Annotated in this window: 20 protein-coding genes and 1 pseudogene; 20 read left to right on the top strand and 1 reads right to left on the bottom strand. The window is 51.0% G+C overall.

Translation table 11 applies throughout. From position 1 onward, the window contains the following. Positions 1 to 51 precede the first annotated feature (51 nt). Together ACVX3G_RS02585 and rsmI are read left to right on the top strand one after the other, a co-directional pair. Positions 52 to 801: a tRNA1(Val) (adenine(37)-N6)-methyltransferase gene (locus ACVX3G_RS02585; RefSeq protein ID WP_014194562.1), complete on the top strand. Its 750-nt coding sequence runs from the start codon at positions 52 to 54 to the stop codon at positions 799 to 801. A gap of 15 nt (positions 802 to 816) precedes the next feature. Then, positions 817 to 1,728, top strand: a complete 912-nt coding sequence (rsmI, locus tag ACVX3G_RS02580) for a 16S rRNA (cytidine(1402)-2'-O)-methyltransferase (RefSeq protein ID WP_014194563.1) — start codon at positions 817 to 819, stop codon at positions 1,726 to 1,728. Between the two features lie 16 nt (positions 1,729 to 1,744). Here rsmI and ACVX3G_RS02575 read toward each other — a convergent pair whose 3' ends face one another. Further along, entirely contained in the window at positions 1,745 to 2,044 is a 300-nt protein-coding gene (locus ACVX3G_RS02575) for an AbrB/MazE/SpoVT family DNA-binding domain-containing protein (protein WP_011229546.1), read from the bottom strand. A gap of 395 nt (positions 2,045 to 2,439) precedes the next feature. Here ACVX3G_RS02575 and metG point away from each other — a divergent pair. From metG to mfd, 18 genes and pseudogenes are all read left to right on the top strand, one after another. After that, positions 2,440 to 4,391, top strand: a pseudogene (gene metG, locus ACVX3G_RS02570) (methionine--tRNA ligase). Between the two features lie 136 nt (positions 4,392 to 4,527). Next, positions 4,528 to 5,298: a TatD family hydrolase gene (locus ACVX3G_RS02565; protein WP_013143959.1), complete on the top strand. Its 771-nt coding sequence runs from the start codon at positions 4,528 to 4,530 to the stop codon at positions 5,296 to 5,298. A 200-nt stretch (positions 5,299 to 5,498) separates the two neighbouring features. Further along, entirely contained in the window at positions 5,499 to 6,704 is a 1,206-nt protein-coding gene (locus tag ACVX3G_RS02560) for a G5 and 3D domain-containing protein (RefSeq protein WP_014194566.1), read from the top strand. A gap of 257 nt (positions 6,705 to 6,961) precedes the next feature. Then, on the top strand, positions 6,962 to 7,525 hold the full coding sequence (gene rnmV, locus ACVX3G_RS02555) for a ribonuclease M5 (protein WP_014194568.1): 564 nt from the start codon (positions 6,962 to 6,964) through the stop codon (positions 7,523 to 7,525). Then, on the top strand, positions 7,518 to 8,399 hold the full coding sequence (gene rsmA / locus ACVX3G_RS02550) for a 16S rRNA (adenine(1518)-N(6)/adenine(1519)-N(6))-dimethyltransferase RsmA (RefSeq protein ID WP_014194569.1): 882 nt from the start codon (positions 7,518 to 7,520) through the stop codon (positions 8,397 to 8,399). Before rnmV ends, rsmA begins: the two co-directional genes overlap by 8 nt. A 139-nt stretch (positions 8,400 to 8,538) precedes the next feature. Further along, positions 8,539 to 9,438, top strand: coding sequence for a sporulation peptidase YabG (yabG, locus tag ACVX3G_RS02545; protein WP_014194570.1), 900 nt, complete (start codon positions 8,539 to 8,541; stop codon positions 9,436 to 9,438). A gap of 182 nt (positions 9,439 to 9,620) precedes the next feature. Next, entirely contained in the window at positions 9,621 to 9,878 is a 258-nt protein-coding gene (veg, locus tag ACVX3G_RS02540) for a biofilm formation stimulator Veg (RefSeq protein WP_011229553.1), read from the top strand. A 251-nt stretch (positions 9,879 to 10,129) separates the two neighbouring features. Next, on the top strand, positions 10,130 to 10,309 hold the full coding sequence (locus ACVX3G_RS02535) for a small, acid-soluble spore protein, alpha/beta type (protein ID WP_013143961.1): 180 nt from the start codon (positions 10,130 to 10,132) through the stop codon (positions 10,307 to 10,309). Positions 10,310 to 10,529: 220 nt separating this feature from the next. Beyond that, positions 10,530 to 11,402 (top strand): 4-(cytidine 5'-diphospho)-2-C-methyl-D-erythritol kinase, encoded by an 873-nt coding sequence (gene ispE / locus ACVX3G_RS02530; protein WP_013143962.1) that lies wholly within the window; start codon positions 10,530 to 10,532, stop codon positions 11,400 to 11,402. A 55-nt stretch (positions 11,403 to 11,457) separates the two neighbouring features. Continuing rightward, the gene (purR, locus tag ACVX3G_RS02525; RefSeq protein ID WP_014194574.1) at positions 11,458 to 12,279 is read left to right on the top strand and encodes a pur operon repressor; all 822 of its coding nucleotides are present in this window, start codon (positions 11,458 to 11,460) and stop codon (positions 12,277 to 12,279) included. Between the two features lie 42 nt (positions 12,280 to 12,321). Then, the gene (locus ACVX3G_RS02520; RefSeq protein ID WP_011229557.1) at positions 12,322 to 12,696 is read left to right on the top strand and encodes a RidA family protein; all 375 of its coding nucleotides are present in this window, start codon (positions 12,322 to 12,324) and stop codon (positions 12,694 to 12,696) included. A gap of 125 nt (positions 12,697 to 12,821) precedes the next feature. After that, positions 12,822 to 13,112: a septation regulator SpoVG gene (gene spoVG / locus ACVX3G_RS02515; protein ID WP_003247437.1), complete on the top strand. Its 291-nt coding sequence runs from the start codon at positions 12,822 to 12,824 to the stop codon at positions 13,110 to 13,112. Between the two features lie 132 nt (positions 13,113 to 13,244). Further along, the gene (gene glmU / locus ACVX3G_RS02510; protein WP_014194575.1) at positions 13,245 to 14,621 is read left to right on the top strand and encodes a bifunctional UDP-N-acetylglucosamine diphosphorylase/glucosamine-1-phosphate N-acetyltransferase GlmU; all 1,377 of its coding nucleotides are present in this window, start codon (positions 13,245 to 13,247) and stop codon (positions 14,619 to 14,621) included. A gap of 12 nt (positions 14,622 to 14,633) precedes the next feature. Beyond that, on the top strand, positions 14,634 to 15,581 hold the full coding sequence (locus ACVX3G_RS02505) for a ribose-phosphate diphosphokinase (protein ID WP_011229559.1): 948 nt from the start codon (positions 14,634 to 14,636) through the stop codon (positions 15,579 to 15,581). A 77-nt stretch (positions 15,582 to 15,658) separates the two neighbouring features. Beyond that, positions 15,659 to 16,291 carry a 50S ribosomal protein L25/general stress protein Ctc gene (locus ACVX3G_RS02500; protein WP_011229560.1) on the top strand — a complete coding sequence of 211 codons (633 nt, stop codon included), beginning with the start codon at positions 15,659 to 15,661 and terminating at the stop codon, positions 16,289 to 16,291. 60 nt (positions 16,292 to 16,351) lie between these two features. Then, positions 16,352 to 16,912: an aminoacyl-tRNA hydrolase gene (gene pth, locus ACVX3G_RS02495; RefSeq protein ID WP_011229561.1), complete on the top strand. Its 561-nt coding sequence runs from the start codon at positions 16,352 to 16,354 to the stop codon at positions 16,910 to 16,912. A gap of 110 nt (positions 16,913 to 17,022) precedes the next feature. Beyond that, a complete protein-coding gene (locus tag ACVX3G_RS02490; protein ID WP_011229562.1) occupies positions 17,023 to 17,253 on the top strand; it encodes an anti-sigma-F factor Fin in 231 nt (76 codons plus the stop codon). 89 nt (positions 17,254 to 17,342) lie between these two features. Beyond that, positions 17,343 to 20,876: a transcription-repair coupling factor gene (gene mfd / locus ACVX3G_RS02485; RefSeq protein WP_014194576.1), complete on the top strand. Its 3,534-nt coding sequence runs from the start codon at positions 17,343 to 17,345 to the stop codon at positions 20,874 to 20,876. Positions 20,877 to 20,976 lie beyond the last annotated feature (100 nt).

Below are 20,976 nucleotides of genomic sequence, written 5' to 3'. Positions count from 1 at the left end.
CACCCTTTCCGTTTCGGAAAGGTTATTTTTTTCAATGGAGGATCGTGCGTCATGGTGGAATTGTACGAGGATGAACGGCTCGATTATTTGTTTAACGAAGAGCTCCGCATCATTCAAAGTCCATCTGTATTTTCGTTTTCCCTTGATGCCGTGCTCCTTGCTCATTTTGCCTATATGCCGATTCAAAAGGGGCAGATTGTTGATTTGTGCACGGGCAACGGGGTGATTCCCCTCTTGTTGAGCCGGCGAACAAAAGGGACGATCATCGGCATCGAAATTCAAGAACGGCTTTGCGACATGGCGAGGCGAAGCGTGCAATACAACGGGCTTGAAGGACAAATCGAGATCATACACGGCGACATTAAAGAAGCGCCGCAACGGATCGGTTACAGCCGGTACGATGTCGTCACGTGCAACCCCCCGTATTTTCCGGCAGTCGGCAAAGACGAACTGAGCAAAAATGAACATATCGCCATCGCCCGCCATGAAATTTATTGCACCCTAGAGGATGTGATTCGAGTCAGCAGCCAGCTGTTGAAGCAAGGAGGGAAGGCGGCGTTCGTCCACCGGCCCGGGCGGCTGCTTGATCTTGTGACGCTCATGCGCCAATACCGTCTTGAGCCGAAACGGCTCCGCTTTGTGTACCCGAAAGAGGGCAAAGAGGCGAACATGATTTTAATTGAAGGGACAAAAGACGCAAGCCCGGACTTAAAAGTGTTGCCTCCGCTTGTCGTGTATAATGAGAATAACGAATATACTGAGGAGACGAAGCGGATCTTATATGGCATTATTTCATCTTAAAGGGGCGGAACAAGGATGCTTTGGCAGCAAAAAAGTTTTACCGAACAAACGGAGCAAGGGACACTGTACATCGTGCCGACGCCGATCGGCAATTTGGAGGATATGACGTTTCGTGCGGTTAGGACGCTTCAGGAAGCTGACGTCATCGCCGCCGAGGACACAAGGCAGACGAAAAAGCTGCTCGCCCATTTCGGCATTCATACGCCGCTCGTCAGCTACCATGAGCATAATAAATACGCGAGCGGCCGGCAGCTTGTCGAATGGCTGAAGGAAGGAAAAACGGTGGCATTGGTGAGCGACGCCGGGATGCCCGGCATTTCCGATCCGGGTTATGAGCTTATTGTTGCGGCGCTTGCCGAGCGCTGCCGCGTCGTCCCTCTTCCTGGAGCGAACGCGGCATTGACAGCGCTTGTCGCCTCCGGGCTGCCCACGGACCGCTTTTTGTTTGTCGGCTTTTTGGAACGGGCGAAAAAAGAGAAAAAAGAGCAGCTGCTGTCATTAAAAACAGCGGCGGAGACGTTAATTTTTTATGAGGCGCCCCACCGCTTGAAAGAAACGCTCGCTCTTATGTATGATATATTCGGCAATCGGCGCATCGCTCTTGGCCGCGAGTTGACGAAACGGTTTGAGGAGTTCATCCGCGGCGATTTAAGCGATGCGGTCGCCTGGGCGGAAGAACATGACACCCGCGGTGAATTTTGCCTCATTGTCGAAGGGGCGCGAGACGGGAATAAACAAGAGCAAGAGGGAGAGGAATGGTGGCAGCCGCTTTCGCTTGTCGAACATGTCGATTATTATATTCGCGAGCACAGCCTTTCCGTCAAGGAGGCGGTGAAACAGGCGGCCAGTGATCGAAATATGTCGAAACGCGACGTTTATCGGCAGTATCATCAACAGCAAGAAGAAGAAAAAAAAGAGTTTCTCTGAAGCCAGAGAAACTTTTTTATTCTTTTTCTTTGTCTGTTGCTGCTTCTAGATGCTGTTGGATCTCCTGCAGCAAAATTTCTGCGCCTTCGCGGCTTAAAATGATTTTGCCGCCGGCCAGTTTGAAGTTGTCGTCCGACACTTCGCCGGTGACAACACACGTCATGTTCGGCTTATACTTTTTCAAAATGATGCGGTCATCGTCAACATAAATTTCCAACGCATCTTTTTCGTTAATATCCAACGTACGTCGCAGCTCAATTGGAATGACGACGCGGCCTAACTCATCGACTTTACGCACGATCCCTGTCGATTTCATCGTCGATTCTCCTCTCCGCAAAAAAGTTTTTTGTCGTTTATTCGTCAATATTCGACAAATTTCCTACAACCTAATCATATCAGTGTTTCCATTAAGCGTCAATCCTTTAATATGTAAAATTTAAAAAAAATGTATATTGTTATTTCAAAAAAAGTTTGTTTAGAAAGAAAGGAGAAAACGAATGAATTTGCCCATCTAAACTCTATCCTTGTATAACAAATTCGCAGCGATGGCTGAAAACGCGGCCGTATTTTTGCCGGTTTGGGTATATTTTTTCAGCCCACGAGAAATAGATGTTTTTGTAGAATGAAAAAATTATGTAAAATAGAAGTAACGCCGCTCTCGTCGCCGGACGGGGGCTTTTGTGCTCAACAGTACGAGGGAGGGCCTAACCGATGGAGAAAAAAACGTTTTATTTGACGACGCCGATTTATTACCCGAGCGACCGCCTGCATATCGGTCATGCTTACACAACGGTGGCGGGGGACGCCATGGCTCGCTATAAACGGATGCGCGGCTACGATGTCATGTATTTGACCGGCACCGATGAGCATGGGCAAAAAATTCAGCGCAAGGCGGAAGAAAAAGGAGTAACGCCGCAGCAATACGTCGATGAGATCGTCGCTGGCATTCAGGAGCTATGGAAGAAGCTCGACATTTCCTACGACGATTTTATTCGCACAACGCAGGAGCGGCATAAAAAAGTCGTCGAACAAATTTTCACCCGTCTTGTCGAACAAGGCGATATTTATTTGGGCGAATATGAAGGCTGGTATTGTACGCCGTGCGAATCGTTTTACACTGAGCGGCAGCTTGTGGACGGCAACTGTCCGGACTGCGGCCGGCCTGTTGAGAAAGTGAAAGAAGAGTCCTATTTCTTCCGGATGAGCAAATATGTCGACCGCTTGTTGCAATATTACGAAGAAAATCCCGATTTTATCCAACCGGAATCGCGGAAAAATGAGATGATCAACAACTTCATTAAGCCGGGGCTTGAGGATTTGGCTGTGTCCCGGACGACGTTCGATTGGGGCATTAAAGTGCCAGGCAATCCGAAGCATGTCATCTATGTCTGGATCGACGCGCTTGCCAACTATATCACAGCGCTCGGCTACGGCACGGACAACGATGAAAAGTTCCGCAAATATTGGCCGGCGGACGTCCATTTGGTCGGCAAAGAAATCGTCCGTTTCCATACGATTTATTGGCCGATTATGTTGATGGCGCTCGGCTTGCCGTTGCCGAAAAAAGTATTCGGCCATGGCTGGTTGCTGATGAAGGATGGAAAAATGTCCAAATCGAAAGGAAATGTCGTCGACCCGGTGACGCTCATCGACCGGTATGGGCTTGATGCGCTCCGCTATTATTTGCTGCGGGAAGTGCCGTTCGGCGCTGATGGCGTGTTTACGCCGGAAGGATTTATTGAGCGCATCAACTATGACTTGGCCAACGACTTAGGCAACTTGTTGCACCGTACTGTGGCGATGATCGAGAAATATTTCGACGGCGTTATTCCGCCATACCGCGGGCCGAAAACACCGTTTGACCAAGAGTTGGCGCAAACGGCGCGCGAAGTGGTGCGTCAATATGAAGAAGCGATGGAGGGAATGGAGTTTTCCGTTGCGCTCGCCGCTGTTTGGCAGTTGATTAGCCGGACGAACAAATACATCGATGAAACGCAGCCATGGGTATTGGCGAAAGACGAACAGAAACGGGATGAGCTTGCCGCCGTCATGACCCACTTGGCTGAATCGCTTCGCCATACGGCGGTGCTGCTCCAGCCGTTTTTGACGCGCACGCCGGAGCGCATGTTCGCTCAGCTCGGCATCACTGATCATTCATTAAAAGAATGGGACAGCTTGTACGATTTCGGCCTCATTCCGGAAGGGACAAAAGTGCAAAAGGGAGAACCGCTCTTCCCGCGCCTCGACATCGAAGCGGAAGTGGAGTACATTAAGGCGCATATGCAAGGGGGCAAACCGGCCGCTGAACCGGTAAAAGAGGAAAAAAAGCAGCGGAGGCGGCGGAAATTTCGATTGACGAGTTCGCCAAAATCGATTTGCGCGTCGCTGAAGTCATCCATGCCGAACGGATAAAAAACGCCGATAAGCTGTTGAAGCTTCAGCTTGACCTTGGCGGCGAGAAGCGGCAAGTGATCTCCGGCATTGCTGAGTTTTACAAACCAGAAGAACTAGTCGGCAAAAAAGTCATTTGCGTCGCCAATTTAAAACCAGCCAAGCTTCGCGGCGAATGGTCGGAAGGCATGATTCTAGCCGGAGGCAGCGGCGGGGAATTTTCGCTGGCGACGGTTGATCAACACGTGCCGAATGGAACGAAAATCAAATAACGGTTTGCTTGGCAGGGGGGTGTTGCGCTTGACACCTCCTTGTCGCTATTTTGTAATGGAAATGTTAACGAAATGTGACGTATGTAACCAATTTCTATGCTACACTTAACATCAAGGTGGAAAAGAGGGCATTAGTATGCTGTTTGATACGCACGCACATTTGAATGCAGTCCAATACGAAGAAGATTTGGAACAAGTCATTGAACGCGCCCGCGATGAAGGGGTTTCACACATTGTCGTCGTCGGGTTTGACCGTCCGACGATCGATCGGGCGATCGAGCTGGCCGAGCGGTATCCGTTTATTTATGCGGCGGTTGGCTGGCATCCGGTTGATGCGATCGAGATGACGGACGATGATTTGCAGATGATTGAACAGCTCGCCGCTCACCCGAAAGTCGTGGCGCTCGGCGAGATGGGGCTTGACTACCATTGGGATAAATCGCCGAAAGACGTGCAACAAGAGGTGTTCCGGCAGCAAATCCGGCTGGCTAAAAAGGTGAAGTTGCCGATCATTATTCATAACCGTGAGGCGACGGCAGATATTTTAAAAATTTTGCAAGAGGAAAACGCCGCCGAAGTCGGCGGGATTATGCATTGTTTCAGCGGCAGCGTCGAGGTGGCCAAACAGTGCATGGACATGAATTTTCTCATTTCCCTTGGCGGACCGGTCACGTTTAAAAATGCGAAAAAACCGAAGGAAGTGGCGAAGGAGATTCCACTGAGCCATTTATTGATCGAAACCGATTGTCCATATTTAACGCCTCACCCTTTCCGCGGCAAACGAAACGAGCCGAGCTATGTCAAATACGTTGCCGAAGCGATCGCACAGATCAAAAACATTTCTTTTGCCGAAGTAGCGGAAACAACGGCGGAAAATGCCAAAAAATTGTTCGCCATCGACCGCTAAAATTAGGCGTCGAACAGCGGGGAAGCTTGTCGAAGGTGCGGCGAAGACGATAAAATTCTACAAATTCAGCCGATATGAGCCAACCGCGTGTCGACAAGTCTTCCTTCCTTTTTCACTGAATTTTCTGCATAATAGAGTATGCTCGTGCGTACATGTTAAAGGGAGAGGGGAATTCCGTAGAAAAAGGAGGCGTTCATCTGATGTTGCCGAATGGGAGGAAATGGCTGGACTTATGGAGGAAAAACGTGACCGTCACAGCGGGCGGGTTTCTCGCCATCTCCGCGACGACAGGGGTTGCTGGATATGAGATGGCCAAAGACGATGTGACGCTGATCAAAAACGGAAACAAACAAGAAATTCGCACTCATGCGAAAACGGTGAAAGAGCTGCTTGCGGAGCAAAACATTCAACCGCGCAAAGAAGATTATGTTTATCCGTCTCTCCACTCACCGATCACCGACGATCTCCATATCGTTTGGGAAGCAAGCAAAGAAGTGACGCTGACGGTCAATGGAAAAAAGAAAAAGATATGGACGACAGCCGATACAGTCGCGGAGCTGCTCCGTTCGCAGCACGTGGCAGTCGGGCCGTATGACAAAGTGGCGCCGGCGCTTTCGGCGAAAATTCAAAAAGGCATGGACATCGGCGTTGAAAAGGCGTTTCCAGTCCACGTCAATGTCGGCGGTAAACAACAGCAGGTATGGACAACTTCGACTACGGTCGCTGACTTTTTGAAGCAGCAAGGGATTCAGCTAGGTCAACTCGATCGGATAGAGCCCTCCTTGCACGAAATGGTCAAAGAACAGATGACCATTTGTGTGGTCCGAGTAAAAAAAGTCACCGATGTAGTGGAAGAACCCGTCGACTTTGCCGTGGTGACAAAACGGGACGACTCATTGCCGAAAGGAGAGCGGCGCGTCATTCAGCCTGGAGAAAAAGGGATGGTTCAAAAAACGTATGAGGTGACATTGGAAAACGGCAAAGAAACGGCGCGCAAACTAATCGCTGCGAAAACGCTAAAAGAAAGCAAGGCGCGCATTGTCGCCATCGGCACGAAAACTGTGCGCTCAGCTGCCGCGCCCGACCGCCCGTCCTCGCGCGGCTCGGACCATGCCGCGAAGGAATTTTACGTCACCGCCACCGCCTACACTGCCTATTGTGCAGGCTGTTCAGGCATAACAAGCACGGGCATCAACTTGCGCAAAAATCCTTCCGCTAAAGTGATTGCGGTCGACCCGTCCATCATCCCCCTTGGGTCGAAAGTGTATGTGGAAGGATACGGATATGCCATTGCCGCTGACACCGGCTCAGGCATCCGCGGATATAAAATTGATGTGTTTTTCCCGGAACGGTCGGATGCGTTTCGTTGGGGCAGAAAGCGCGTGAAAATACGGGTATTGCCATAGAGATGCGATGGGAGAACGAAGCGGAGGGTTTTTTCCCTCTGCTTTTTTTCGCTATAATGGCATTGTGCCGCGACAATGCGCGCCGTTTCTGCTAAATTAGACGATGCAAACGGAAAAAAAGTTTCAGCGAAATTCAAAAAATAATAAGGGAATGAAGCGGCTTTCGGCGATGATTCGCCTTACTTTTGATTTTACCGGAAAGGAGGCATTGCAGAAATAGGAAAAAGAGACGATTCCGTTGTTTCTGCAATGGGAGGATGAAGATCAAAGAAGTGATCGTTGTGGAAGGAAAAGATGATACGGCGGCGATCCGGCGCGCCGTCGATGCCGATACAATCGAGACAAACGGAGCAGCAGTGGGCGCGGATGTCATTGAGCGGATCAAGCTGGCGAAAGAGCGCCGCGGCGTGATCATTTTTACCGATCCCGATTTTCCCGGCGAAAAAATTCGCCGCACGATTGCCGAACAGGTGCCGGGGTGCAAGCATGCCTTTTTGCCGCGCGAGGCAGCCAAAGCGAAAAACGGCAAGGGCATCGGGGTTGAGCACGCGTCCCCTGACGAAATCCGTCGGGCGCTCGCCAACGTGTATGAAGAGGCGTCGGATTGGAAGGAAGAAATTACGTTTGCTGAACTGATCGAGGCTGGGTTGATCGGCGGTGCGATGGCGCGCCGGCGGCGGCAGCGTCTCGGCGAGGAGCTGAAAATCGGCTATGCGAACGGTCGGCAGTTTCATAAGCGGCTGCAAGTGTTCCGCATTTCCCGTGATGCTTTTTATGCCGCGTTAGCGCACGTGATGCAGGAGGAGGCAGACGATGTATAAAGATATTGCAACACCGCGGCGGACGAAAGAAATTTTGGAGCGATATGGCTTTTCGTTTAAAAAGAGCCTTGGGCAAAACTTTTTGATCGATGCGAACATTTTGCGGAAAATCGTGGATGTTGCCGACATCTCCCCTGATACAGGAGCGATTGAAATCGGACCGGGCATCGGAGCGTTGACGGAACAATTGGCGCGACGGGCGAAAAAAGTCGTCGCTTTCGAAATCGACGGCCGACTGTTGCCCATTTTGGCCGACACGCTGTCTGCTTATGACAATGTGCGCATCTTTCACCAAGATGTATTAAAGGCCGACTTGCATGCCGTCATCGCCGAGGAACTGGCTGATGTAAGCGACCGGATGGTCGTCGCCAACTTACCTTATTATGTGACGACACCGATCATTATGAAGCTGCTTACCGAGCGGTTGCCGATCCGAGGCATGGTCGTCATGCTGCAAAAAGAAGTCGCCGACCGTCTTGCCGCTAAGCCAGGGACAAAAGATTACGGCTCGCTGACGATCGCTGTGCAGTATTATACCGAAGCGGAAGTCGTCATGACGGTGCCGCGCACCGTCTTTATGCCGCAGCCGAACGTTGATTCTGCTGTCATCCGGCTCGTAAAGCGGCAGCATCCGCCTGTTGTTGTCGACGATGAGGGCGTGTTTTTCCAAGTAGTGCGGGCAAGCTTCGCCCAGCGCCGCAAAACGCTGTTCAACAACTTAACAAACAATTTGCCGGGAGGAAAAGAGAACAAAGAGAAAATTGAACGAGTGCTCGTTGCTTTGGGCATTGACCCGCGCCGCCGCGGAGAGACGCTTGACATCGCTGAGTTTGCTTCATTAAGCAACGCGTTGGCACCGCTTTTCGGCAAATGAAGGAGTCGTAAAGAAAGCGCTCCTCTAGGGGGCAGCGGTCTTTTCGTCAACCAAAGCCGTCCAAACAGGCGTCTATCACCTATTGTCCGCACGTGCATATCGTATGGATGACAACGATTATGCAATGGAGTGAGCGGTGATGGACGTCATTAAAATCGGCGATATTGTCGCCCGCAAGTCTTACCAATGTGATTTATTGTTCCGAGTGATTGATATTAAAGAAAAAAACGGCGAGTGGGAAGCGATTTTGTATGGTGAAGACGTGCGCCTCGTCGCGGACGCTCCGTGCAGCGATTTAGTCGTCATCGATGAGCAGGAGCAACAGGAACGGAAAAAGCGGGAAATCGAGCTGATCGAACAATCGTATCGGCTTTTTCGCCAAGATTATCAGGCGATCAAGCAAAAAGTCGAATATCGGGCGACCGGCGGATACCGGGTGGAGAAAGATTTTTTTCAAATTCCGGGGCGCGTTCTTCATTTGGATGGCGACCCGTTATATTTGCGCAAATGTATGGATTTGTATGAGCGGATCGGCGTGCCGGTGCACGGCATTTACTGCGAGGAAAGCGAAATGCCGGAAAAAGTTGGCTACTGGATCGAGCAGTTTCGCCCTGATATTTTAGTCATCACCGGGCATGATTCGTATTCGAAGTCAAAAGGAAAGGTGCATGAGTTAAAAGCGTACCGCCATTCGCGCCATTTTGTGCAAACGGTGAAAGAGGCGCGCAAAAAAGTGCCCCATTTGGACCAACTGATCATTTTCGCCGGCGCCTGCCAGTCGCACTTTGAGTCTCTCATCCGCGCTGGGGCGAATTTTGCCAGTTCACCAGCGCGGGTGAACATTCATGCTCTGGACCCCGTCTATATCGTTTCGCGCCTCAGCTTCACCCCGTTCACCGAAACGGTCGACGTATGGGATGTGTTGCGCAACACGTTAACTGGGGAAAAGGGGCTTGGTGGGGTGGAAACGAAAGGCGTGCTCCGCACCGGGATGCCGTTTCGCCTCATTGAGAATCGAGAGGAAAACCGCCGCAGTTGATGGGCGGTTTTTTCTATACGTCCGTCGCATTTTTTTACAAAAAAGTTCCACATCACACATAAAAAGAAGGATATTGTAGAAAAATATACATTGACAGAAATAAAAATGCCTTGATATAATCTTTATTTTTTGACTTTAGACACCATCTTTGTTATAATTACAAATAGTGAGGTGGATGATGAATGCCAAAGACTTTATCCGATATTAAAAAAACGCTGGATTCCAATATCGGGAAACGGTTGACGCTGCGGGCCAACGGCGGACGCAGAAAAATGATTGAGCGTTGTGGTATTTTGGCGGAAACATATCCATCCGTATTTGTCATTGAGCTGGATCAAAAAGAGAATTCGTTTGAACGCGTATCGTTCAGCTACGCCGACGTATTGACAGAGACAGTAAAGTTGACGTTTTGGGATGATGAGCAAGCAGGGGGGCAGTAGACAGATTTGTTTGCTGCTTTTTGTTTTTTGTTTTGTCATAAATAGGTGACGTGAACTACTCCCACTTCGTTTTGTTTGAAGCGGGAGTTTTCTTTCGGAACTATGATAAAACCGCCCTCTTTATTTCATACTAAAACTGCCGCAGCCGCCTTTTGCCCGGCCAAATGCAAAGCCGGCTTGTTGATGCGCCGGCGGGTTGCCAAACGTTTCATGCCATAAGCGCCAATGAACATGGAAAGGGGTTGCTGACATTGGGTCGACGCCGCGGGATTATGTCGCAACGCTTGAAAGAAGAGCTGGCGAAAGAGTTGGGCTTTTACGATGTCGTGCAACGTGAGGGGTGGGGCGCCATCCGCGCGAAAGACGCAGGAAACATGGTCAGATTGGCGATTGAACGGGCGGAGCGGCAGCTGGCCGGAACAACGGAATAGCGCCGGCAGCGGGGCGTGTTGCGGCGAGGGTGTCCCGGAACGGGGCGCCCTTTTTTGCATACATATATTGTTTGGCGTCGTCGCCAGAACATGGTAATATGATAAAATGGGTTGACGAAAGAAAGGCGGATGAGACGGGGCAAAGACGGCGGAGACGGAAAGCAGCCGATGGATGCCAATCCGCTTATTCATGATTGCGCGTGGAAGCAGGTGAGGATGAGTGAGGTTGTCGATAAAAGCGCCGGCGAAAATCAATTTGTCACTCGACGTTCTTTATAAGCGCCCGGATGGTTACCATGAAGTGAAAATGGTGATGACGACGATCGATTTGGCCGATCGCATTGAGCTTGTCGCGTTGCCGGAGGAAGATGCGATCCGCATCGTTTCGCAAAACCGCTTTGTGCCGGATGATTGCCGCAACTTGGCGTATCAGGCGGCTAAGCTTCTTAAAGAGACGTTTTCGATCCGCCAAGGGGTGGCCATTTCGATTACGAAGCATATTCCGGTGGCCGCCGGATTGGCGGGAGGAAGCAGCGATGCGGCGGCGACGCTGCGTGGGTTGAACAAGCTTTGGCAACTTGGATTAACGATGGATGAACTGGCAGAGCTCGGGGCGAAAATCGGATCAGATGTCGCTTTTTGCGTCTACGGCGGAACCGCCTTGGCGACGGGGCGCGGGGAAATCATCACTCCGATCGCTTCGCCGCCGCCGTGCTGGGTTGTGCTGGCCAAGCCCCCGATCGGTGTATCGACGGCGGAAGTGTACCGAAACTTGGAACTTGAGCGTGTCAGCCATCCAGACGTCGATGCGATGGTGAGAGCGATCGAGCGGCAAGATTATGCGGCGATCTGCCGGTTGGTCGGCAATGTTCTTGAGGAAGTGACGTTGAAAAAATATCCGGAAGTCGCGCATATTAAAGAACAAATGAAGCGGTTTGGCGCTGATGCGGTGCTGATGAGCGGCAGCGGGCCGACCGTGTTTGGACTGATCGAGCACGATTCGAGAATGCAGCGGGTATACAATGGGTTGCGCGGCTTTTGTGACCAAGTGTTTGCGGTGAGAATGTTAGGAGAACGACATTCTCTTGATTAAACACGTACATTTTTGTTAAAATATATTTATAATATTCGGTTTCAGGAGGTCGGCTATGAAGCTAAGGCGAAGCGGCCGTTTAGTTGATATGACGCATTATCTTCTTGAACGGCCACATCAGCTCATTCCGCTTACATTTTTTGCCGAGCGGTACGAATCGGCCAAATCGTCGATCAGCGAAGATTTGGCCATCATTAAGCAGACGTTCGAGCAGCAAGGAATCGGAACCGTTCGGACGCTGCCCGGCGCTGCCGGTGGCGTGCAATACATTCCAAAAATGGCTGCTGAGGAAGCGGAAGAAGTGGTTGCGTATTTGTGTGAACAACTGTCGCGTCCGGATCGGCTTCTTCCCGGCGGATATTTGTATATGACCGACATTCTTGGCGATCCCCGTATTATGAACAAAATCGGCCGCCTTTATGCGTCGATGTTTGCCGACCGTCCGGTGGATGTCGTCATGACGATCGCCACCAATGGGATTCCGTTCGCGTATGCCATCGCCAACTTTTTGTATGTGCCCGTTGTCATCGTCCGCCATGACAATAAAGTGACAGAAGGACCGATGGTGAGCATCAATTACGTATCCGGCTCGTCCAAACGCATCCAAACGATGGTCCTATCGAAGCGCAGCTTAGCGGAAGGAGCCAATGTGCTCATCGTCGACGATTTTATGAAGGCGGGGGGTACAATCAACGGCATGATCAGTTTGCTGCAGGAGTTTAACGGCAATGTCTCCGGCATTGGCGTGCTCGTCGAGTCGGAGGAGGCGAAAGAACGGTTGGTCGACGAATACATTTCACTCGTCAAACTGTCCGAGGTCGACGTAAAAGAAAAGCGGATCGCTGTCAAAGAAGGCAATTACAAAGCGTTTTTATAGCACTCGCTGCTTGACATAAAAATCAAGAAAGGAGACTGGCTCATGAGAAAGGTAGAGACAACGAAGGCGCCGCAAGCGATCGGCCCATATTCGCAAGGGATCATCGTCAACAACATGTTTTACAGCTCGGGGCAAATCCCGCTCACTCCAGAAGGGGAATTGGTGAAAGGCGACATTCAAGCGCAGACGCATCAAGTGTTCCAAAACTTGAAGGCCGTATTGGAAGCGGCCGGCGCTTCGCTCGATACGGTGGTGAAAACGACCGTATTTCTGAAAAATATGGATGATTTCGCGGCCATGAATGAAGTGTACAGCCAATACTTCCCGAACCATAAGCCGGCGCGCTCGTGCGTGGAAGTAGCCCGGCTGCCGAAAGATGTCCTTGTCGAAATTGAAGTCGTTGCCCTCGTTCCGTAATGATTAGCCCCACTTTTTCCCTACATAAAAATTTATAAAAAATTTTTCGAAAAAAGAAGGAAATGACTCGAGCACGTGGAATTAATTACATCGAGTCTCATATAGGGGAAAAGGTGGTGAGCAAAATGGAAGTGACAGACGTAAGATTACGCCGCGTCAATACCGAAGGACGGATGAAAGCGATCGCCTCCATTACGTTGGACAACGAGTTCGTCGTCCATGACATCCGCGTCATCGACGGAAACAATGGGCTGTTCGTCGCGATGCCGAGCAAGCGCACACCAGATGGGGAGTTCCGTGATATCGCTCATCCGATCAATTCCGCCACGCGCGGGAAAATCCAGGAGGCGATCCTCGCTGAATATCACCGCCTCGGGAAGTTGGAAGAAGAACTTGAAGAAGCTGGCGCTTCGTAAACATATGAAAGGGAGCTTAGGTGAAATTCACCAAGCTCTCTATTTTTTTGGCAACCGCATTGTTTCCTTGAAAAGTGCCACTGATTCATATATATTCAATTATGGATAAAAGGGTAATTGGAGGCCTTTCACATGAAGCGATATGCGGTCATTTTGGCGGCCGGACAAGGGACGAGGATGAAATCAAAGTGGTATAAAGTGCTTCATCCCGTTTGCGGCAAGCCAATGGTTCAGCACGTCATCGACCAAGTGTCGAAGCTTGGGGTGGAAAAAACGATTGCGGTAGTGGGATTTGGGGCGGAACAAGTGAAAGAACAGCTCGGCTCTCAGTGTGAATATGCCCTGCAGGAGGAGCAACTCGGGACGGCGCATGCAGTAATGCAGGCGGCTCCGCATTTGCGCGGCCTTGAAGGAGTGACGATTGTCGTCTGTGGGGATACGCCGCTCATCACCGCTGAGACGATGGAGACGCTCGTCGAGCATCATATGGCCGCCAAGGCGAAGGCGACCGTATTGACGGCCATCGCTGATGATCCGTCCGGATATGGCCGCATTGTCCGCAACCAGGCTGGCCATGTCGAGAAAATTGTCGAACATAAGGATGCGAGCGAGCAAGAGCGGAACATTCGCGAGATTAACACGGGAATCTATTGCTTTGACAACCAGACATTGTTTCAAGCGCTTACAAAAGTGACCAACGACAACGCTCAAGGTGAATATTATTTAACGGATGTGATTGAAATTATCAAAGCCGACGGCGGCGTTGTATCCGCCTATCAGGCGCCGTCGTTTGAGGAAACGATCGGCGTAAACGACCGCATCGCCCTCGCCGAAGCGGAGCGGATCATGCGTGCTCGAATTTGCCGTCAGCATATGAAAAACGGGGTCACGATCATCGATCCGGCTTCCACTTATATTTCCGCCGAGGCGATGATCGGACGCGACACGGTCATTTACCCCGGCACGGTGATTGAAGGCGAGACGGTGATCGGTGAAGACTGCGTCATTGGACCAAATTCGGAAATTAAAAATTGCTATATCGGCCATCGCACATCGATTCGCCATTCGGTCGCCCATGACAGCGAGATTGGTTCGGATGTGACGATCGGCCCGTTCGCCCATATTCGACCGCTGTCAAAAATCGACGATGAGGTGCGGATCGGCAATTTCGTCGAGGTGAAAAAATCGACGTTCGGCAAAGGAAGCAAGGCGCCGCATTTGAGTTATATCGGCGATGCTGAAGTCGGCGCCGATGTCAATCTTGGCTGCGGGTCGATTACGGTCAACTACGACGGCGTGAATAAGCATATGACCAAAATCGAAAATGGGGCGTTTATCGGTTGCAACGTCAATTTGATCGCCCCTGTTACGGTCGGTCAAGGCGCTTACGTCGCCGCGGGATCGACGATTACAGACGACGTTCCCGGCCGCGCACTTGCCATTGCCCGCGCCCGGCAAGTCAATAAAGAACATTATGTTGATCGCCTGCCAGGCAAGAAAAAATCTTAGCGGAGGTCTATCATGTCTGACTGTCAGCATCAATTAAAATTGTTCGCTCTGAACTCGAACATGAAGTTGGCGAAGGAAATTGCAGAAGTCATGGGAATCGAGCTCGGCAAATGTTCCGTTTCCCGTTTCAGCGACGGGGAAATTCAAATCAACATTGAAGAAAGCATCCGCGGCGACGATGTGTTCGTCATTCAATCGACGAGCGTGCCGGTCAATGAGCATTTGATGGAGCTGCTTATCATGATCGACGCGTTAAAGCGCGCCTCGGCCCGCACGATCAATATCGTGATGCCGTATTACGGCTATGCCCGTCAAGACCGGAAAGCGCGTTCGCGCGAACCGATTACAGCGAAGCTGGTCGCCAACTTGCTCGAGACGGCCGGGGCGTCGCGCGTCATCACGCTTGATTTGCATGCCCCTCAAATTCAAGGATTTTTCGATATTCCAATCGATCATTTGATGGGTGTGCCCATTTTGGCGGATTATTTCAAAAGCAAACAATTGGAGGATATTGTCGTCGTCTCTCCGGACCATGGCGGTGTCACAAGGGCGCGCAAGCTCGCTGACCGTTTGAAAGCACCGATCGCCATTATTGATAAGCGCCGGCCGAAGCCGAACGTGGCGGAAGTGATGAACATTGTCGGGCAAGTGGCGGGGAAAACGGCTATTTTGATTGATGACATTATCGATACGGCCGGCACGATTACCCTTGCAGCCAACGCCCTCGCCGAGAATGGGGCGAAAGAAGTGTATGCATGTTGCACCCATCCGGTGCTGTCCGGTCCGGCGATTGAGCGCATCCAAAATTCCAGAATCAAGGAGCTTGTCGTCACCAATTCAATTGCCTTGCCAGAAGAGAAAAAAATTGATAAAATTGTAGAGCTGTCGGTGGCGCCGCTCATTGCCGAGGCCATTAGCCGCGTGTATGAAATGAAGTCTGTCAGCGTCCTGTTCGACTAACGCAGGAAAACATGTTTAGCCCTTCTTGTTTTAGGATAAAGTAGACAATAGATTCTAATTCAGGAAGGTGAGGAAACATGGCGATTGTGTTGGAAGCGAAGGAACGCGCAGACAAAAAACGTTCAACATTGCACCGCATTCGTTCACAAGGCGGCATTCCAGCGATTTTGTACGGCAAAAAAGTCGAAAACAAAATGATTTTCGTCAGCACTGCAGAGCTGGAGAAAGCGCTTCGTGAAGGCGGGCGCACAAGCTTGCTGACGCTGAAAGTCGGCGGTGAGGAACATTCCGTGTTGTTGCGCGAACTGCAGCGCGACCCGTTGCGCGGTCATCTTCTTCACGCTGATTTTCAAGCGGTTGACATGTCAACGGAGGTCGATATTGATGTGGAAGTCCGCTTGGTGGGTGAAGCGCCTGGCGTGAAAGACGGCGGTGTGCTGCAGCAAAACTTGCATGAGCTGTCGATCCGCGTCTTGCCGGCGAACATCCCGCCAGTGATTGAAGTGGACATTTCCGGCCTGCAAGTGGGCGATACCGTCACCGTGGGCGATGTGAAAACGGACGGCAAATTTGAAATCAATCATGAACCTTCCGAGGTGATCGCCACGATCTTGCCGCCGCAACAAGAGGAAGAAATCGATAGCGGCGAACAGCAAGAGGCAGGACAGCCTGACGCTGCGGAAGGAAGAGAAACGACGCCAGAAGAGTGACAGACGTAACCGTTTCGGTTACGTCTTTTGTAGTATCATGCAAAGAGAGGAGCGCGAGGATTGAAGCTGTTTGTCGGGCTCGGCAATCCGGGCAAGGAGTATGAGCAAACAAGGCACAATGTCGGCTTTTTCGTCATCGACGAACTGGCGAAGCGCTGGAATGTATCGTTAAAAACCGCTAAATTTCGCGGCTTGTTTGGAACGGCGTCCGTTTCTGGCGAAAAAGTAGCATTATGCAAGCCGTTGACATATATGAATTTATCAGGAGAATGTGTTCGCCCACTTATGGATTACTACGACATTGCCATCGATGATGTCATCGTCATTTACGATGACCTCGATCTCCCGCCAGGGAAAATCCGCCTTCGCTTAAAAGGGAGTTCCGGCGGCCATAACGGCGTCAAATCGCTCATTCACCACCTTGGCACCGAGCAGTTTAAGCGCATCCGCATCGGCATCGGCCGGCCGGCCGGCGGTCAGCCGGTCACGGACTACGTGCTAGGCCGATTTACAGAAGAGGAGAAACCGGCGGTGGACAAAGCGGTGCTGCGGGCGGCCGATGCGTGTGAACAGGCGGTGAAGGCGCCATTTATTCAAGTGATGAATGATTTTAACGAGTGAATATTTTCCTCTGAACTGGTGCACAATGTGAGTACGGGAGGCGGCCGAAGCGTCGGCTTTTCCTGCCTTGTGGACGGAACAGCAGGTGCCCAGTGAGGAGGTTGGCTTGAATGGCGCTACATTACTATTGCCGCCATTGCGGTGCAAAAGTCGGAACGATTGAGCAAATGCCGATATACAGCGAGAAACTGGGATTCCACCACTTAACGGAAGAGGAACGGCTCGAGATGATTTCGTATGAACCGAACGGTGACATTCATGTGAAAACGATTTGCGAAGACTGTCAAGAGGCGTTGGCGCGAAACCCGGAATGGCATCAATACGAAAAATTCATCCATTAAGGGCGGCTTTGGGTGACCAAAGCGTTTTTGCGTTTGCGAAAGAATAGTGAGACGGAAAGAAACTGGCGTTGAGAGGAGGGAGAATAGGGGTGCTTTCGTTGCATCGCTATTTAGCTGAAAACCAAGATGTCCGTACGATCATTGAAGGGCTCCATGTCCGTTTGAAGGAACAGCTTGTCGCCGGGCTGTCCGGATCGGCCCGGTCTGTTTTTATTTCCACGCTTTACAAGGAGACAGGCCGGCCGCTGTTAGTCGTCTCTCACAATTTGTTTCAGGCGCAAAAAATGTATGACGATCTCGTTTCGTTGCTCGGGCCGGAAGACGTGTTCCTTTATTCAGTGAACGAAGTGATCGCCGCTGAGATGGCGGTCGCCAGCCCGGAGCTGAAGGCACAGCGCCTAGAGATTATGAACCATTGGGCGCAAGGCGGAAAAGGAGTCGTCGTCTGCCCGGTCGCCGGCTTGCGGCGTTTGTTGCCGCCGCCGTCGCTTTGGAAGCAGTATTTGTTCACCTTCTCCGTTGGACAAGAGTTCGATGTAGAACGTTGTAAACAGAAGTTTGTGCAAATGGGGTACAAACGGGTCGGCACCGTTTCCGCCCCCGGAGAGTTCAGCGTCCGCGGCGGCATCATCGACATTTATCCATTGACCGCTGAGCTTCCGTACCGCATCGAGCTGTTTGATACGGAAATCGAATCGATTCGGACGTTCACCCCTGACGACCAACGTTCGCAAGGGCAAATCGAGCGCATCATGATCGGGCCGGCCGATGAAATCATTCTCGATGATGAGACGCGGCGCCGAGGAATCGAGCGGATTGAAGCGGGACTTGCGTCGAGTTTGGAGACGATGAAAGATGAGGCCGCCAAACAGCGGATGTATGAACATATTCACGCTGAGCTTGAGCAATTGCGCGAGGGGCAGGAAATCGAGCAACAATATAAATATATGTCCCTTTTTTATGAAAAGGTTGCGAGTTTGCTAGATTACCTGCCAGAAGACGGCGTGCTGCTCATGGATGAAATGAGCCGGCTGCAAGAGGCGGCGGAACGGTTGGACCGCGAAGAGGCGGAATGGTATACGAGTTTGCTTGACAGTGGGAAAATGATTCATGGCGTGCCGCTTTCGCATTCGTTTTCTGAATTATTGCAAAAACATCGATTCCAGCGGGTATACTTATCGTTGTTTTTGCGCCATGTTCCGTATGCCCACCCACAAAACGTCGTCAATATTACGTGCAAACAAATGCAAAACTTCCATGGGCAAATGGCGCTTCTTCAATCCGAAGTCGAGCGGTGGAAAAAGGCAAACTATGCGGTCGTCTTTTTGGCGCCGAATGCAGAGCGGGTGAAAAAGCTGCAATCATTGCTTCAAGATTATGAGATTGACGCGCTGCCGCTCGCGCGCGATGCGGCTTTGCTGCATGGCAAATGCCAGCTCCTTGAAGGAGATTTAAATACCGGGTTTGAATTGCCGTTGCAAAAAATTGCCGTCATCACAGAAGAAGAGTTGTTCAAAAAACGGGTCAAACGCCCGGTGCGCCGGCAAAAGCTGTCCAACGCCGAGCGGATCAAAAGCTACGCCGAATTGCAAGTCGGCGACTACGTCGTCCATGTCAACCATGGCATCGGGAAATATTTAGGCATCGAGACGTTAGAAATCAACGGGGTGCATAAAGACTATATTCATATCCAGTACCAAGGCGGCGATACGCTGTATGTTCCGGTCGACCAAATGGATCAAGTGCAAAAATACGTCGGCTCGGAAGGAAAAGAACCAAAAATTTACAAACTAGGCGGTTCGGAATGGAAAAAGGTCAAAAAGAAAGTGGAATCATCCGTCCAGGATATTGCTGAAGATTTAATCAAGCTGTACGCCGAGCGTGAGGCAAGCAAAGGATATGCGTTTTCGCCGGACACCGAGATGCAGCGCGAATTTGAAGCGGCGTTTCCGTATCAAGAGACGGAAGATCAGCTTCGGTCGATTGAGGAAATTAAGCGTGATATGGAGAGCGACAAACCGATGGACCGCCTCCTTTGCGGCGACGTCGGCTACGGGAAGACGGAAGTGGCGTTGCGGGCGGCGTTTAAAGCCATTATGGACGGCAAACAAGTGGCCTTTCTTGTGCCGACCACGATTTTGGCCCAACAGCATTACGAAACGGTGCGCGAACGGTTTCAAGGGTTCCCAATCAACGTCGGACTGTTGAACCGCTTCCGGACGAAAAAGCAACAAGCCGAGATCATCAAAGGGCTAAAAGATGGGACGATCGATATGGTCATTGGAACGCATCGGCTGCTGTCGAAAGACGTGAAGTTTAAAGATTTAGGCTTGCTCATTATCGACGAGGAGCAACGGTTTGGCGTGGCGCATAAAGAAAAAATTAAGCAGCTGAAGGCGAACATCGACGTGCTCACCTTAACGGCGACGCCGATTCCGCGTACGTTGCATATGTCGATGATCGGCGTGCGCGATTTGTCGATCATCGAGACGCCGCCTGAAAACCGATTCCCGGTGCAAACGTATGTCATGGAATATACGCCCGAACTCGTCAAAGAGGCGATTGAACGTGAGCTCGCCCGCGACGGGCAGGTGTTTTTCCTTTACAACCATATTGAAGATATCGACTTGAAAGCGGAAGAAATCGCACAGCTTGTCCCGGAAGCGCGCGTCACTTACGTGCATGGCCGCATGTCGGAAACGGAGCTCGAATCGACGATTTTGGCGTTTTTGGAAGGGCAATACGATGTGCTGGTGACGACGACGATCATTGAAACGGGCATCGATATTCCGAATGTCAACACGCTTATCGTCTATGACGCCGACCGGATGGGATTGTCGCAGCTGTATCAGCTGCGCGGGCGCGTCGGCCGCTCCAACCGCGTCGCTTATGCGTATTTCACCTATCGGAAAGATAAAGTGCTCAATGAAGCGGCAGAAAAGCGGCTGCAAGCCATTAAAGAGTTTACCGAGCTCGGCTCTGGTTTTAAAATTGCCATGCGCGATTTGTCGATCCGCGGCGCGGGCAACATTCTCGGCGCCGAACAGCACGGCTTTATCGACTCGGTCGGATTCGATTTGTATTCGCAAATGTTGAAAGAAGCGATCGAGAAACGGCGCGGCATCAAGCGAGAAGACGAGCGGCCGGATGTCGTCATCGATGTCGAAGTCGACGCCTATATTCCGAGCACATACATTGCAGACGAGTTGCAAAAGATCGAGATGTACAAGCGATTTAAGGCAGTGGAGACGCTCGAAGACGTTGAGGCGCTGCGTGAGGAAATGGTCGACCGCTTCGGCGATTATCCAGATGAAGTTGCGTATTTGTTCCAAATTGCTGAGTTGAAGGTGTTGGCCAAGCAGCTTGGCGTCGAATCGATGAAGCAACATAAGCAGCAAATTGACATCTTGTTTACTGAACAGGCATCGAAAACGGTGGAAATCCAGCGTCTATCTGACATCGGACGCCGGCATGGCCGCTTATTCGGGTTTGGCATGGACGGAGCGAAGCTGAAAATTGTGCTCTATATCAAGGAAATGAAGCCGCACGAGTGGCTGATGATTTTAGAGGAGACGCTGCGGCGGCTGTCTGGGGTGGAAAATGAGAAGTCGGTGACGGCATAATCAAGAAAAAGTTTTATGATGTTTATCGTTTCCTGCATGTGGCGATAATGAAGGATGGGCAATTTTATCTAAAATGGCCAAAATCACTTTCATCACGTAT

It is taken from the genome of Geobacillus sp. PLS 41 (assembly GCF_056494105.1).
This window is presented reverse-complemented; position numbering and strand designations above follow the sequence as displayed.